The organism is Candidatus Zixiibacteriota bacterium, assembly GCA_034003725.1.
Lineage (GTDB): Bacteria > Zixibacteria > MSB-5A5 > GN15 > FEB-12 > WJMS01.
Map to the genome: position 1 here is coordinate 104,687 of JAVEYB010000007.1, position 15,736 is coordinate 120,422.

General features: G+C 58.4%; 13 protein-coding genes. 7 read left to right on the forward strand and 6 right to left on the reverse strand.

Annotated features, from left to right (window positions below; genetic code table 11):
- Positions 1–121 precede the first annotated feature (121 nt).
- The 4 genes from uvrA to RBT76_09645 all read right to left on the reverse strand — a co-directional run bounded on the left by uvrA (position 122) and on the right by RBT76_09645 (position 5,985).
- Positions 122–2,983 (reverse strand): excinuclease ABC subunit UvrA, encoded by a 2,862-nt coding sequence (uvrA, locus tag RBT76_09630; GenBank protein MDX9858040.1) that lies wholly within the window; start codon positions 2,981–2,983, stop codon positions 122–124.
- A gap of 403 nt (positions 2,984–3,386) precedes the next feature.
- Entirely contained in the window at positions 3,387–4,034 is a 648-nt protein-coding gene (locus RBT76_09635; protein MDX9858041.1) for a redox-sensing transcriptional repressor Rex, read from the reverse strand.
- Positions 4,035–4,237: 203 nt separating this feature from the next.
- A complete protein-coding gene (gene alr, locus RBT76_09640) occupies positions 4,238–5,389 on the reverse strand; it encodes an alanine racemase (protein ID MDX9858042.1) in 1,152 nt (383 codons plus the stop codon).
- A 110-nt stretch (positions 5,390–5,499) separates the two neighbouring features.
- A complete protein-coding gene (locus RBT76_09645) occupies positions 5,500–5,985 on the reverse strand; it encodes a ferritin family protein (GenBank protein MDX9858043.1) in 486 nt (161 codons plus the stop codon).
- Positions 5,986–6,166: 181 nt separating this feature from the next.
- Here RBT76_09645 and RBT76_09650 point away from each other — a divergent pair, with 181 nt between their 5' ends.
- The 5 genes from RBT76_09650 (at position 6,167) to RBT76_09670 (ending at position 11,784) form a co-directional block, all read left to right on the forward strand.
- The gene (locus RBT76_09650; protein MDX9858044.1) at positions 6,167–7,294 is read left to right on the forward strand and encodes a hypothetical protein; all 1,128 of its coding nucleotides are present in this window, start codon (positions 6,167–6,169) and stop codon (positions 7,292–7,294) included.
- Positions 7,295–7,370: 76 nt separating this feature from the next.
- Positions 7,371–8,066 carry a YggS family pyridoxal phosphate-dependent enzyme gene (locus RBT76_09655; GenBank protein MDX9858045.1) on the forward strand — a complete coding sequence of 232 codons (696 nt, stop codon included), beginning with the start codon at positions 7,371–7,373 and terminating at the stop codon, positions 8,064–8,066.
- 88 nt (positions 8,067–8,154) lie between these two features.
- Entirely contained in the window at positions 8,155–9,342 is a 1,188-nt protein-coding gene (gene chrA / locus RBT76_09660; GenBank protein MDX9858046.1) for a chromate efflux transporter, read from the forward strand.
- A gap of 271 nt (positions 9,343–9,613) precedes the next feature.
- Positions 9,614–10,774 carry a DivIVA domain-containing protein gene (locus RBT76_09665; protein MDX9858047.1) on the forward strand — a complete coding sequence of 387 codons (1,161 nt, stop codon included), beginning with the start codon at positions 9,614–9,616 and terminating at the stop codon, positions 10,772–10,774.
- 173 nt (positions 10,775–10,947) lie between these two features.
- On the forward strand, positions 10,948–11,784 hold the full coding sequence (locus RBT76_09670; GenBank protein MDX9858048.1) for a purine-nucleoside phosphorylase: 837 nt from the start codon (positions 10,948–10,950) through the stop codon (positions 11,782–11,784).
- A 195-nt stretch (positions 11,785–11,979) separates the two neighbouring features.
- Here RBT76_09670 and RBT76_09675 read toward each other — a convergent pair whose 3' ends face one another.
- On the reverse strand, positions 11,980–13,029 hold the full coding sequence (locus RBT76_09675) for an NAD(P)-dependent alcohol dehydrogenase (GenBank protein ID MDX9858049.1): 1,050 nt from the start codon (positions 13,027–13,029) through the stop codon (positions 11,980–11,982).
- A gap of 329 nt (positions 13,030–13,358) precedes the next feature.
- Complete coding sequence (locus RBT76_09680) at positions 13,359–13,670, reverse strand: hypothetical protein (protein MDX9858050.1); 312 nt, start codon at positions 13,668–13,670, stop codon at positions 13,359–13,361.
- Positions 13,671–13,877: 207 nt separating this feature from the next.
- Here RBT76_09680 and RBT76_09685 point away from each other — a divergent pair, with 207 nt between their 5' ends.
- Positions 13,878–14,399 (forward strand): inorganic diphosphatase, encoded by a 522-nt coding sequence (locus RBT76_09685; protein MDX9858051.1) that lies wholly within the window; start codon positions 13,878–13,880, stop codon positions 14,397–14,399.
- A complete protein-coding gene (gene rfbX / locus RBT76_09690; protein MDX9858052.1) occupies positions 14,392–15,678 on the forward strand; it encodes an oligosaccharide flippase family protein in 1,287 nt (428 codons plus the stop codon). The genes RBT76_09685 and rfbX overlap by 8 nt, the downstream gene beginning before the upstream one ends.
- Positions 15,679–15,736: the final 58 nt, after the last annotated feature.

A 15,736-nucleotide genomic window follows, 5' to 3' on the forward strand; every position in this document is an offset into this window, starting at 1 on the left:
GATTATACTCAGATACGACCGGTGAATTCAACGGATTGTTGCACGAGCGGGGAACCGTGTGCCGCGCCGGATCGCAAACCGGGTGTGACCCTTTGCGCCCCCGAATTGACGGTCACAGTCGCTACCGGCCGTTCTTCAGAACGTTTTTGAGGAACTGTCCGGTGTAGGAGCCCTTGATCTTCGCGACATCTTCCGGCGTCCCGACGGCGATGATTCGGCCGCCGTCGTCTCCCCCCTCCGGACCGATATCGATAATCCAGTCCGCTGTCTTGATCACATCGAGATTGTGCTCGATCACCAGCACCGTGTTGCCGCGATCGACCAACTCATTGAGCACCCCGAGCAACAGGCGAATATCCTCGAAATGCAGTCCCGTTGTCGGCTCGTCGAGTATGTACATGGTCTTGCCGGTCGCGACTTTGGACAGCTCGGTCGCCAGCTTCACGCGCTGGGCCTCGCCGCCCGACAGGGTGGTCGCCTGTTGGCCCAGCCGAATATACCCCAGCCCCACCTGCATGAGCGTCAACAGCTTGTTCTTGATGCGCGGGATATTCTCGAAAAAACTCAGCGCTTCCTCGACCGTCATGTTGAGCACGTCGGCAATCGACCGACCCTTGTACGTGACTTCCAGGGTTTCGCGATTGTAGCGTCGTCCCTTGCAAACGTCGCACGTCACGTACACGTCGGGCAGAAAGTGCATCTCGATCTTGTTGACGCCGTCCCCTTCGCACGCCTCGCAGCGGCCGCCCTTCACGTTGAACGAGAACCGCCCCGGCTGATATCCGCGCGCCTTCGACTCCGGCAGCGATGCAAACAGGTCGCGGATATGCGTGAACACGCCGGTATAGGTCGCGGGGTTGGAGCGCGGAGTCCGGCCGATCGGCGACTGGTCGATATCGATCACTTTGTCGATGGAGTCGAGTCCCTTTATCTCGCCGTAAGGAAGCGGAAGCTGCCGGCTCGAGAAGAAATGCCGCGACAGGATACGATAGAGCGTCTCGTTGATCAATGTCGACTTGCCGGAACCCGATACGCCGGTCACACACACCAGGACGCCCAGCGGAACCGCAACTTCTATGTCCTTCAGATTGTTGCCGCGCGCGCCGGACAGCGTAATCCTGTTCCCGTTAAATTCGCGTCGTGTTTTCGGAATCGCAATTACCCGACGGTCGCTCAGGTACTGCCCGGTAATCGATTGATCGCATTTCATGATGTCCGCGGGGGTGCCGGCGGCCACAACCAGTCCGCCGTGAACACCCGCTCCCGGTCCGAGATCGATGACGTAGTCGGCCTTCTCTATTGTCTCCCGGTCGTGTTCCACCACCAGCACGGTGTTGCCGATATCGCGAAGTTCGATCAGCGTGGAGAGCAGGCGCTGGTTGTCGCGCTGGTGAAGGCCAATCGACGGTTCGTCGAGTATGTACAATACGCCCACCAGGCGCGAGCCGATCTGTGTCGCCAGCCGGATTCGCTGCGCCTCCCCGCCGGACAACGTCGATGCCGCCCGGTGGAGTGTCAAATAATCCAGCCCCACATTCGTCAGGAAATCGAGCCGCTCGCGGATCTCCTTGAGGATCTGCCTGGCGATCGTTTGCTGCCGCGAGTTGAGAGTGATGTTTCTGAAAAACTCCGACGCCCGTCTGATTGACATCGACGACACCGAGTCAATCGTCTCACGGTCGATCACCACCGCCAGCGCCTCCGGTCGAAGCCGTGCGCCCTTGCAGACCGGGCAGTCGCGGATCGCCATGTAGTTCTCGATCCACTGGCGCACACCGGACGATTCAGTCTGCTTATAGCGGCGCGCCAAATGCGGTATCACCCCTTCAAACGGCGCGTTGTACACGCCCGATCCGCGACCCTTGCCGCTGGTATGCTCGTACTCGAAGGTCACCTCTTCCTTGCCCGTCCCGTACAGAACCGCCTGCTGAATCTTGTCCGAGAGCTTGTGGAACGGTGTGCTGAGCTTGAAACCGTAGTGACCGGCCAAACCGCGGAGCATATACCGGTACCAGTTCGACATGTCGGCGCCGCCCCACGGCCGAATCGCCCCGTCGGAGATGGACAGCGATTTGTCCGGGACGACCAGTCCCGGATCGATCTCCATCGTTTGCCCGAGGCCGTCGCACGCCTTGCACGCTCCGTGCGGCGAGTTGAACGAAAACAGCCGCGGACTCAACTCCTCGTAACTGATGTTGCAGTCCAGGCACGCGTACTTCTCGGAGTACAACAAATCGTCGTTTTTGATATTGATAAGCACCGTGCCCTGGCCCATCTTCAGCGCCGTCTCAACCGAATCCGCCAGTCGGCGTTTCGATGTCGCTTTCACCACCAGGCGGTCGACCACCGCTTCGATCGTGTGCTTCTTCTTTTTGTCGAGCGCGATCTCGGAGTCGGACTCGATGAGCTCGCCGTTGATACGCAACCGCACGAATCCCTCGCGCCGCGCCTCCTCGATGATCTCCTTGTGCTCCCCTTTTTTGCCCCGCACCAAAGGCGCGAGCACCATGAGCCGCGAGCCCTCCTCGAAACTCAGCACCGAATCCACGATCTGTTCCACCGTCTGCTGAGTGATCGGCTGACCGCATTTGAGACAGTGCTGTACGCCTACGCGTGCGAACAACAATCGAAGGTAGTCGTAGATTTCCGTGACCGTGCCGACCGTCGAACGCGGGTTCTTGGCGGTTCCTTTCTGTTCGATCGAAATGGCGGGGGAGAGCCCCTCGATAAAATCGACGTCGGGCTTTTCCATCAGCCCCAGAAACTGGCGGGCATACGCGGAAAGAGACTCGACATAGCGACGCTGACCCTCGGCGTAAATCGTGTCGAACGCCAGAGAGCTTTTGCCTGACCCGGACAGACCCGTGATGACAGTCAGCGTGTCGCGAGGGATGCGCACGTCGATGTTTTTGAGGTTGTGCTCGCGAGCGCCCTTTATGTGAAGAAAGTCTTGTCCGTCTCGACTGCGTGTACGTCTGGCCATATTCGGGTCCTACCTCCCGATCGGCGCGGCCGTGCGGACGTCGCGCCCCGCGGGTCGCGCTTCGATATCCCCGCGCTGCGGGTGTGCTGTGCCCGCGCGCGACTTCAAAGGTAACCCGAAATATATCATCGCAGTTTCCCCGGCAAAAGGACTTTCCGGATGTCCGGTATCACATTGTGGGCGAGACAGAAACACCCCCCCGCGAATTCAGTCGACCCGCCGGGCTGGGCGGGGACGTGCCACCACCACCGAAGACCGGTGCAACAAAACGCAAGGTTGACCGGATGAACGGACCCTCAGACCGGAACACAAAAACGCGGCCCGGGTGGCTTCCGGACCGCGCGCGTAAAAGGACGCTTACAAAAAGTAGTAGCACCCTGTCCATCCCTGGACAGGTATTTGTCTATTTTGACCGTTTTGGCGCGTGGTTGTTCACCAGCGCAAACGACAGATATTCCAACTCCATCGACATGTTCTCGTGCCGAAGGTACACGTCGTCCGGCACCTTCAGATTCACCGGCGCGAAATTCAGAATTGCCTTGATTCCCGCCCGTATCACGTCATCCGTGATGTACTGCGCGACTGTCGCCGGCACCGCCATCACGACTATTTCGATGTTCGAATCGCGAAGCTCTTTCTCGAGATTCGCAATGTCGGAAATGATAATGCCTTTGTGATTGGAGCCGATCTTGCGCTGGTCGTTGTCGAACAACTTGACGATCTGGAAGCCCTGTTTGGCGAATTCCTTGTAGCTCACCAGCGCCGAACCAATGTTCCCCACACCTACCAGCGCCACGCGCCACACCCGGTCGATGCCCAGAATCGATGAAATCTGGTGCTTCAGCTCCCGTACCGGGTATCCCAGCCCCCTCGTACCAAACGTGCCGAAAAACGAAAGATCCTTTCGCACCTGCGCCGGGGTCAACTTCTCGCGCTTGGCCAGTTCCTTCGAGGAAACCGTTTCATAGTTCTCTTTTTCAAGCAGCGACAATGCCCGGTAGTACAGAGACAGCCGATGGATAGTCGATTCGGATATGCGTTTTTTGCCCATAGAGTCCGTTGATCAAACTATGCCATAAAAGGCGTTTTCAGGTCAGTCCCAAACCCCAGCATATGTGAAATCCTTCACAAGAATATTATGTGCGTCGGCATTTCCTGTCAAGGTGAAATTTGTACCATCCATTCACAAAGTCGGCCATGCCGGCCAATAGTTTACAGTTACGATCACAGTTGAGTCCGGTTAAGTAGGGAGATTTAATCTACTATCAAACGCTCGATCGCCCCCGAAATCCGACTGAGAACCTCATAGTGAATCGTCTGTCCCCAGTCCGCCAGATGACTTGCACTCAACCGCTCAGAACCATCACGCCCCAGGAGCGTCGCCCGACTGCCGACCCGCACTCCTTTGATATCGGTCACATCTACCATCATCAGGTTCATGCATATCCGTCCGCGCACCGGCGCTCTCTTGCCGTTTACGAGCACATAGGCCCGATTTGAAAGCGCCCGCGGATAGCCGTCATAATACCCGACCGGCAGCACGGCGAGGGTGGTGGGAGCGGTCGTCCGATAAGTACAGCCGTACCCGACGAAGCTGTCGGCCGGAAGTTTCTTGATCTGCGTGACGGTAGCTCGCCATGACAGTACCGGTTCGAATATCTCGTTGTCCCCGCCGAGCAGGCGGTAGGACAGGTAGGTCTCTTTGGATGGCCAGTAGCCATACAGGGAGATTCCTGGACGTACGAGGTCGAACCGCGTCTTCTCAAAGAGAATCAGCGCCGCCGAACTGGCCGTATGCAGGAGCTGCGGTTTGATTCCCGCCTTGCCCATAATTCCCACCAGCCGCTTGAACTCGCCCAGTTGCTGTTCCGCATAGGTGTGACTTGTGGTATCCTCGATGTTGGCGAAATGCATGCTCGCCCCGACCGGCCGCTGCAGACTCCGAAACTTCTTATAGATCGCGGCAAACCGCCCAATCTCCCGCTCGGTGATTCCCTGGCGATTGGTTCCGGTCTCCAGCTTGAGATGGGTACGGATTCTCGCCCCGGCCTTTGCCCCGATTCGACCCAGTGCCGTGAGGGTGGACGTATCGAAAACCGTCGGTTCCAGATCGTGCTCGATCACGCTGCCCAAACGGTTGGTCGCAATCGGACCGAGCACAAGGATGCCCCTCGGCCATCCGTGCTTTCGACACGCGAGCGCTTCTTCGAGCGAGTGCACCGCGACATAATCGACCTCGGGCCGCTCAACCATCAAGCGAACGATTTCAGGGAGCCCGTGACCGTACGCGTTGGCCTTCACCGATACCGCCATCATGCGGTCACCCGCCAGTCGCTTGAGCGAACAAATGTTTTTGGCCAGCGCCGTACGGGAGAGTTCGATCGCCTGAAGAGGGGAACTCGTCATGGCTAGTGTATACGCCGGAGCATGCGGCGTGACAACAAAAAGTTGTGAAATAAAAAACGAGCAGCATCAGCAAGAGCCGCTCGTCTGACCATAGCAAAAGTGCCGAACAACTAAACGTATTTTTTCATCATGTCTTTTATGACCGCCATGTGGCCTTTTTCGAATCGGGCAAGCCCCTCGAACATCTTCTGCTCCTCGGGCCGGGTGGCTCGAACCGCTTCCCGGGCGAACAAGTTGTGCGCGTCCTCTTCCAAACGGTAGGCGATATCCAGCAGCTCCCGCGCGCTTGAGCTGCCACGCACCGCATCGATAAGCTCGCGATGCTCACTCGCCATGTCCTCTCCCACCTCCGGCAGCCCCTCGCGCTTCATGATGTCCGCCGTGCTGATCCATTTCTCGCTCCTGACAAGGCTGTGATGCTGTCGTTCCAACAGGCGGAAGTGGTCCTTCTCCTCGAGCGCCAGCTTCTGGAGTAGCTGACGAAGGTCGGCACGATCGGTCTGTTTGGACGCCTCCACGTAAAACACGTAGCTGGCTAACTCGGACTGTATCCCGGCCGACAGGGCCAGCAGCGTATTGGGATGGACCGAGGGCATATCAACTCCTCCAAATCAGATGCGCGTGCTCACGCGTCGTTGCTCACCTGACCGCAAGTTACATTTTTCACAAGTTTTGTCAAGCCTTCCGCAACCGAAAGTGGCTCACGATTCGTACCAAAACGCCGATACCAGATAGTGTAGTCGTGGCTTTTTGAGACCATAAACATTGGGTGCCAACATGCAGCTGTTCGATATCCTCACCGCTTTCAATAACTGGCGGACCTTCGGCCGACCCGACCCCTCCGCGACCAACCGTCCGTGGTGGAATCGCTACCCGACAACCAACGGCCAGCTCCCGACATCAGCCGCCGGGCCGGCCGCCGCCAAAACCGACACCTACGTTCCCGGCAATCAGGTCGCTCCTGAGGTTGCCGCCCCGGTCGAAGAAGACGAGCAAACCGACGGCGAGGGAACTTCGCAGCCCGTCGTCGCCAAACAGCCCGACGGTACCTATTATTACCGGCGCGAGGCGCGTCTTGACTACCGCCTCGATCTGAAGTTCGATCTCGCGGCTTTCGCCCGCTCCGTCGAGCAACTTGTCGATGGTGACAGCTCCCAGGTCGAGAACCTTATCGCCGCCGGGTTTGGGCTCAGTGCTGATTTCTCGGCATCGGGATACGAACGAATCGCGACGAATGTCACCGACGGGGAACAGGTCGCCGATGGCAAGCGGGTCGAAAAAGCCCAGTCGAGAAGCAGGACCGCCGTCGCCGTTGCGGAGCGGTTCGCACAGCAGGATCGCGCTTACGCGCTCGAAGGATTCTACCGACAGGCTGCAAAAATCAGGCGGTCACTGCATGAGTCCGTTCAGGACGGACACCGCCGCACCACCAACCGGATTGCCCTGCGCTTCCAGATGGACACGCGATTCACGTTTGCGCTCGCTGAACGTTTCAACGTCCAGACCCAGCAGGTAGCGGAACAGCAACCCGGCTCGCTGGCCGGATACCTCGACCGCGCCGGACAGGTCGCTACCGATGGCACCGCTGACCTCATGGCCAAGTTCTTCGACGCAGTCGACACCTATCTGGCCGGGTCGGAAGCTCAGATCCGCGAGCAGACCGAGCAGTTCTTCACGATGGCCGCCGAGGAACTGGGATTTGACCCTGCGCAGGTGGCTGCCGCCCGCGACCGGTTGCTGGGCTCGATAGACTCGTTCTTCGATCGTGTGAGTTCGGCGCTGGGGACCATCGAGTCGTTTTACTCTCCCGGCGGCGTAGATGTCGAACCGGGGATTTCGACAACCGGATCGAGCCTTCCGCTCGACGGCGTGTCCCAGTATCGCAATGAGTTGGCGGTGGCGTAAGAGCGCCGTCCCCGGCCTGCGACGGGATATTTTGCTTGTCTGATGAGCCCTGCCCGGTATTTATTGCGCCGGAACAATGAAGCAGCGCATTTCAGATAATCTGGTACAATTGCGCGGCCGTATCGCCGACGCCTGCGAGGAGTACAACCGCGACGCCGATGACATAACGATCGTTGCCGTCTCTAAGACACATCCGGCCAGCGCCATCCGCAAAGTCGTCGCAGCCGGTATCCACAACATCGGCGAAAGCCGGGTCCAGGAAGCAGAACCAAAAATCATCGAAGTCGGCCATATCGCACGCTTTCATATGGTCGGCCACCTTCAGACCAACAAAGTCAAAAAGGCTATCGAGCTTTTTGACACTATCCAGTCGGTCGACTCCCTCAAGCTTGCCGAAGAAATCAATCGACAGGCGGGGGTGATGGAACGCCAGATCGAATGCTACCTCGAAGTCAACTGCTCCGGTGAGGAGCAGAAGCACGGCTTCCGGCCCGAAGAAACGATCGACATGATCAATACAATCAGCACCTTCTCCAATATCAAGTTGACCGGGCTGATGACCATCGGGCCGCTGACCGACGACGAGGACGAAATCCGAGGGGCCTTCCGCCGCTGTGCGGACTTGTTCAAGCAGGGCCGCGATCTTCTGGGCGATGACTTTGATACGTTGTCCATGGGGATGTCCGACGATTTCGCCCTGGCCATCGCCGAAGGCTCAACCATGATCCGAATCGGGACTTCCATTTTTGGTCCCCGAAAACTACGGGACTGATCGGTACACCCTCGCCAACCGCGTGACCGTTTCTGCCTTGATCCAGACCAGTCCGGCGGCCATACGCCTGATTACCGAGTGAATCGATATGCCTGACGACCAAGCACCGCCACGCGGAGAAGAACCCGGAAGAAGCGATTCAGTTTACAGCCGACGGTCGCTCCGCGAAGTCGCCCTGCTGTTTCTTCGGCTCGGTGCCACCGCGTTTGGCGGTCCAGCGGCCCATATCGGCATGATGCACGATGAAGTCCTCTCCCGCCGCCGCTGGCTCACCGACCAGCAGTTCCTTGACCTCGTCGGAGCTACGAATCTGATTCCGGGCCCCAACTCCACGGAAATGGCTATCCACATCGGCTATATGCGCGCCGGCTGGCGCGGTCTGCTGCTGGGCGGGCTGTGTTTTATGATCCCCGCCGCCGTCGCCGTGCTCGTCCTGTCCTGGGCCTACGTTCGGTTTGGTTCCACACCGCAGGCCGAGTGGCTGTTGTACGGCGTCAAGCCGGTCGTGATTGCAGTAATCGTCCAGGCACTCTGGTCCCTCGGTCGAAAGGTGATCAACGGTATCTTGCCGACCGCGATTGTCGTCGGCGTCGTCACCCTCTACTTCTTCCGTGTTAATGAGATCGCACTACTGTTTGTCGGTGGATTGGTGATGATGGTCGGCCGCAACGTAAGGTCCGTACAGGGAAGCATGAAGACGCTGCTGCTGGTACCGCTCAGTACCGCCGTCACCGTCGCGGGAACGGCCGCGCCGTTCAGTTTTGTCGGGCTTTTTCTCAACCTGCTGAAAATCGGCGCCGTCTGGTACGGCAGCGGCTATGTCCTTTTGGCTTTTCTCCGAGCCGACTTCGTCGACCGGCTCGGCTGGCTGACCGATCAGCAGTTGATCGACGCCATCGCAATCAGTCAGATTACCCCCGGCCCGCTGTTTACTGCCGCAACATTTATCGGCTATCTGCTCGGCGGTGTTTTTGGAGCAGTCGGTGCGACCGTCGCGATCTGCCTTCCCTCGTTTGTCTTTGTCGCCCTGTCCAACCCGCTGATCCCCCGTATTCGAAAATCCCGTCTTGCTGGAAGCCTGCTCGACGGAGTCAATGTCGCGGCCCTTGGCCTGATGGGGGCCGTCACCTGGCAACTTGGCCGCGCTTCGATAGTAGATCCCGTCTCAGCACTTCTGGCGATCGCGGCTGTGGTCCTGCTCTTCCGGTATCGGATCAATTCCGTCTGGCTTATCGCAGGCGGCGCGCTGGTTGGACTGGTAACCGCGCTTTTCTGATCCCTCGGTTCGGCCGTTCGCGCGACTTTCTGCAGAAGCACTGCCGGCGCAGAAACGGGGAACCGTTTTGGGTGTTTCGATCGGACCCCGAGCCGGGGCCATGCTCCGTACACCCGCTTTTTCCCGGTAAATAATTCCGGCAAATCCCCGATAACTATAAAGACGACGCAAGGATGTGGTCCTGTCTGAATTTCGAACATGGGACCTGACACAAATACACTCACGAGAGCACGACCGAATAACAGTCCACTGTAGATAAGCGAGAGACACTATGGATTTGTCGCCGAATGATATCCGCAAGTACCATTTTCCAAACCAGATGCGCGGCTATGATCGGGAAGAGGTCGACAGTTTCCGCGAACAAATGGCTCAGGCGTTCGAAACCCTCAAACAGGAGAACGTCAAGCTGGGAATGGAAGTGGAGTCGCTCAAGAGCCAGTTGACGGCCCTGAAACAGTTCGAGGACACCATCAAGAGCGCGGCGATCGATGCCCGCCGCAATGCCGACATGACTCTGGCGAATGCCCGCAAGGAAGCCGAGGAGTTACTGGCCAAGGCTAAGAACCACGCGGAAGAACTCAAGAAGGCGCACGAAGCCAAAGCCCAGCACTATCAGCAACAGCTGGCCAAGTTGGAACTCGCCCGCAAGTCCTATGTCAACAAGCTCCGTCAGCTCATCGGCAACCACCTCGATCTCGTCAATGAAATCGCCAACGCGGAACCCAAAGAAGTCAAGGATGAACAGCAAATCGAGGTAACCGATTCCACCGAGGTCAAGCGCGCGCGTCGCGAAACAGTCGCCACGGTGCCGTCGAAGCAGCCTGCGATAAAGACCGAAGAAGCAAACGCCGCTCAGGAAATTGTCAAAGTTGCCCCGGCAGCTCCGCTGTCTCGGCCCGCGGCCCCCCAGAGTGAAGACCTGACCGAATCGCTCCGCCGGGTCGTCAAGGATGAGCAGGATCGCCTCTCGACAGCCGCACCGGCCGTCGAGAAAAAACAGGTACAACCGTTGCAGGAATCACGGCCGCTCGACATGACCTCCGAAGAAATGAGCAGCCGGTCGGACGACGCGTTCGAACACAATGTGCTCGATGAGGAAGCGACCGAGCAGACGCCCGCGTCGCCGATTGACCCCGAGCTGGCCGCAGCGCTGGAAAACTACCAGCACGCGAAAGCACAGCAGCATGCCGATGCCGCCGCGCGAAAAGCGGCCGCCGACGTCCCGCGACAGGGAGAAGTTACCGAAACCGATTCACGGGCCGAGGATATCCCGCGTGGCTTTGTCCCCGTGCAGGAAGCCCCGGAATCGGCCGGCGATGAACCCGCTCAGCGCGATCCCAACGCGCCCATGGATCCCAACGACCTCGCGCGCGAACTGGATTCGGTCGTCGAGAAGTTCAACGAGGAGATGGACAGGGCAGCAAAAAGCTGAACGATTACCCATCCCGTACTGCTTCGGGACCGGCCTCGTTCTCGCCAGGCCGGTCCTTTTTTTTCGTTTACCCCGTGTAGCTTCCGCCGCCTAACTTCCGCTTTCCCCAAGAATCAAATGCCCTATATTCTTCACTACGACAGAGAAAACAATCCCGAGTGAGGAGTATCTCGATGGCGCTTTTTACCTGGCAGGAAATTCACAAAATGCTCGACGAGGCGGTTGCCCATATTCACAAGCAGATCGATTTCGCTCCCAAAATCGGCATCATCCTGGGCACCGGTCTCGGTTCGCTGGTCGATGGCATCCAGATGGTCGGCACGGTTGGCTACGAAACCATTCCGCACTTCCCGGTCAGCACGGTTGAGTCGCATGCCGGACGGTTGCTGTTCGGCCACCTGAAAGGCAAACCGGTCGTATGCATGCAGGGGCGTTTCCACTACTACGAGGGCTACACGTTCCAGCAGATCGCTTTCCCGATCCGCGTCCTCAAGAAGCTCGGTATGGAGACCCTGATTGTCTCTAACGCCGCCGGCGGCATGAACCCGAACTTCAAACCCGGCGACATCATGGTGATCAAGGATCACATCAACTTCTTCCCCGGCAACCCGCTGATCGGTCCGAATGACGAAAGCTGGGGCGATCGCTTCCCGGACATGTACGAAGTCTACAACAAGGGGTACGTTCAGCTCGCTAAAGATGTCGCACTCCAGCAGAACCTGAGACTGCAGGAAGGCGTCTACGTCGGCCTGACCGGACCGTGTCTGGAGACGTCGGCGGAGTACAGGATGCTTCGCGGGTTCGGCGCCGACGCGGTCGGGATGTCGACTGTGCCCGAGGTCATCACCGCGCACCACCAGCGCAACAAGATTCTCGGCTTTTCGATCATCACCGACATGGGCCTCGCCGACAACATGCATCCCTGTTCGTTGCAGGACGTAATCGGGACGGCCTCCCGCACCGAGCCAAAACTGCGTGATTTGATTGCAGGATGTGTGGAGAAGATGTAGGGAAGACTTCTCCCCCGAGCGAAAGACTGTGGCCCACCTATAGTCCCCGCCGCGGCGGGTCCTGCGGACGCGGGTTCTGCCCTACGCGGATCACTCTGCAGCACCCACCCCCTGCCCGCAACAACATCGCCCCACTCGCGTGTCTGGGCACGGCGGGTGGGGCTACTCTATACAGTCAGTTCGACAGGCAAACGGCTAGAACGTAACAAGCGGTTTGATGATGCCGTCCTCTTTCGAGGCCATCAGGTTAAACGCCTTGTCCACTTCGTCGAACGTAAACCGGTGTGTGGTCAGCAGTGACGGATCGACCTTTTTCGTCTCGAGCAGCCGGAGCAGGCGGTCCATCCGGACCCGTCCGCCGGGGCAGAGGCCGGTGCGGATGGTCTTGTCGGACATGCCGACTCCCCACTCCGTGCGCGGAATCTTGACATAGTCACCCTCGCCGAAATAGCCGCAGACCGAGATGGTCCCGCCCGGCCGGGTGGCTTTGACGCAGGACTCGAAGGTGATCTGCGAGCCGAGGCACTCGACCGCCGAATCGACCCCGAGACCGCCGGTCAACTCGAGGATCTTCTTCACCGGGTCGCCTTCCTTGAAATTGACCGGGATATCGACTGCCAGTTTGCGCGCGAGATCGAGCCGGCTTTGGACGCCGTCGACACCGATTATCAGTCCGGCGCCGAGCAGTTTGGCCCCGACCGCAGCCATCATCCCGACCGGTCCGAGGGCGAAGATTGCCACGGTACCGCCGAGCGGAATGTTGGCCTGCTCGGAGCCCATAAACCCGGTCGACATCATATCGGTAGCATAGACCGCGATCTCCGGCGGCACGCCTTTGGGAATGAGCGCGAGGTTGGCCTCGGCATCGTTGACATGGAAGTATTCGGCGAAGGTGCCGTCTTTGATATTTGCAAATTTCCAGCCACCGAGCATCTGGGTGCACTGCGAAGGGTAGCCCCGGAGACAGTTTTCGCATTTGTAACAAGGGGTGATGGCGTTGACAGCGACCAGGTCGCCGTTCTTGAACGAGTGGACCTCGCTGCCGACCTCGTGAACGATCCCGACCGCCTCGTGTCCGAGCGTGAGGTTGTGGCGATCCCCGATCGCTCCCTTGACAGTGTGTACGTCGGAGGTGCAAACCAGGGCGTGCGTCGTTCTGACGATTGCGTCGTTTGGCCCGGCTTTCGGTATCGGCTTCTCGGCGAATCCGACTTTCCCGATTCCCTGCATCACAAAACACTTCATGGTGCCAGACATAGCTTTCGCCTCCAGCTTGTTACGGTTTGCGGCTGCCGATCCCCTGAGGGGGTTCGGCGAAGTTCACTAGTCATACGAATTTGAGGCCGAAAAAGTCGAAAAACCGGTCCCGGGAGTTCGCAAACATGGAGTACTTTGTCCTTATTATGATAGGTGTTGTGGGCGCTTGCCCACCAGTAATGCGGTCTGTGAGGGTAGCAAAACGAGAGTGGCGGAGTCACCATGGCGCCGGGGTAGACAGCCGCTGTTCCATGCGCCTTCGCCAACAAAAAACCCGCCTCTTGGCGGGTCGCAGACCTCACTCGTGTGCCGATCACTTACGGCGCGAACTTGTCAAACTTCGTCCAGTAGGTCTCGCTCAACTGGTACGCCACAAACCCCTCCGGCCAGCCTTCGCCACTCTGGTCCGGCGCCGCGACGATCATCCCCAGCTCCTCGGCAAAATCAAATACCCGGCGGATATCCGACCGATTGTCCAGCCGCACCTTCTCCCCGATCACGGCCTCGTTGAATACCCACTCTTTGCCGATCTTGCCGAGCGCCCCCACATGCTCCTTGCACAAGGTCAGCAGGTACTCCTGGACGGAGTTCTGGTTGTTCGGGTAGGCATCGGACTTCGGCTTAGGCATGGGAACTGCCGCGCCGACCGCAATTTCATACTTAAAGTATTTGAGCGATTCGACTTCCATGATATATAATGTATCGGCAATTTGGTATAAAATCCAGCCTCATTTTTGCTTCGGCCCCCCGTCCGGCCCCTGAAACTCCCCCCGGACCCGGCCGACCAGCGAGCGCACGGTCCGTAAACTGTAGAAAAGTGATAAGGTAAAAACCGCATGTCAACTAAACAAAACGACCTGCTGATAGTCGAAGTGATGGTCGAAATCACCAAAGGCAGCCGTAACAAGTATGAATATGACTCCCGGCGGGGAATAATCCGGCTCGACCGGATGCTCTTCTCGGCGGTCCACTACCCCTCGGATTACGGCTTTATCACCGACACGCTGGCCGGCGACGGCGACCCGCTTGATGCGCTCGTGCTCGTGTGGGAACCCACTTTTCCCGGTTGCTATATAGAAGCCAAGCCGGTAGGCGTGTTCCATATGCGAGATGAAAAAGGCCCCGACGAAAAGATCCTCTGTGTGCCGACCAAGGACCCGATGTGGAACCAGATCGAGGAACTCGATCAGGTCCCCGCACACCTGCTGCTCGAGATCGAGCACTTTTTTGCGGTTTACAAGGACCTCGAGAAGAAAAAGACCGGTATCGAGGGTTGGTCGCCGCGAGCCGCGGCCGAGCGTGTGATCCGTGAATCACAGGAACGGTACCGTCAGTCCGGAGCAGCGCGACATGACTGATAGCGACGACTGGCTGAGCAGAGCACAGCATTCCCTGAACGGTCTTCGCGGCACCGGAGTACGCCGGCTCACCGAGAACTTCGTGTCGTTGTCGGTCCTTCAGGCCGCGAATTACATCCTGCCACTCGTCACCGTCCCGTATCTGACCCGCGTGTTGGGCGTCGAGAAATATGGTCTGGTCGCGTTCGCCCAGGCTGTCATTCAGTATTTCATCATTCTCACAACCTTTGGGTTCGAGTTGTCCGCCACGCGCGAGATCGCCGCCCACCGGGAAGACAAGGAGCGTGTCTCCCGTGTTTTTGTCGGTGTGCTGCTCGCGCAAAGCGTGTTTCTCGGTCTCGGCTTCTTGCTCCTGTATTTACTAACCCTGGTCGTGCCGCGGCTCGCCGAAGATCCGGGCATTTACCTCATTACGTTCACGATTGTCCTCGGACGAGTACTCTTTCCGGTCTGGTTTTTCCAGGGTATGGAACGAATGAAGTACTCCACCGCGCTCAACCTCGGCGCCCGGGTGCTCTTCGTTATTCTGATATTCGTCTTTGTTCGGACCGCGCACGACTATCGCCTCGTGCCGCTGTTCAACGGACTGGGAATGACCCTCGCCGGCGTTGCCGGGCTCACCCTCGCGTTCACACGGTTTTCTATCCGCTTTCACCTGCCGTCAATCTCGGAAGTCCGACATCTCGTTCGCGATGGGTTCCAGTTTTTCGTCGCCAGCTTGTCGTCTTCGGTGTCTGCGTCGTTCAATACGCTCGTGCTCGGCTTCGCCACCACAAATACCGCGGTCGGCTACTATGCTGCCGCCGAAAAGCTCTATATCGCTATGCGTGCCCTGTTTCATCCGGTGGTTACCGCGTTGTATCCATACATGTCCAGCCAGCGGAATGTCAGGCTGTTTCGACACGTCTTCAGAGTCGGACTTGCATTTGCAATTGTGATCTCGTCGGTCGCGTACCTGTTCAACGAGGAAGTGACGCGGCTCGTGTTTGGGCCGGGATTCGGCCAATCGGCTGATCTCTTCCGTATCTTTTGCCTGATCGTGCCGATCCAAACCACCTCAATGATGCTGGGGTACCCGTTCCTTGCGGCGCTCGGACATGCGTCGTACGCCAACTATTCGCAGGTTGTTGGATCGATCGTGCACATAGTGCTCGTGGGTATGCTCTTGACATACCTTACCCCCGCCCGGATAACCTTCCTGCTGCTTTTCACGGAGACTTTGATCCTGGGCATCAAGATCTACGGGACTCATAAGTACCACTTGTGGAAGCAGGCCTGACCCGTCCGACGACCCATTAATGTCTTGACGACCTTCCATTTTTGGGTATATTCTCGTG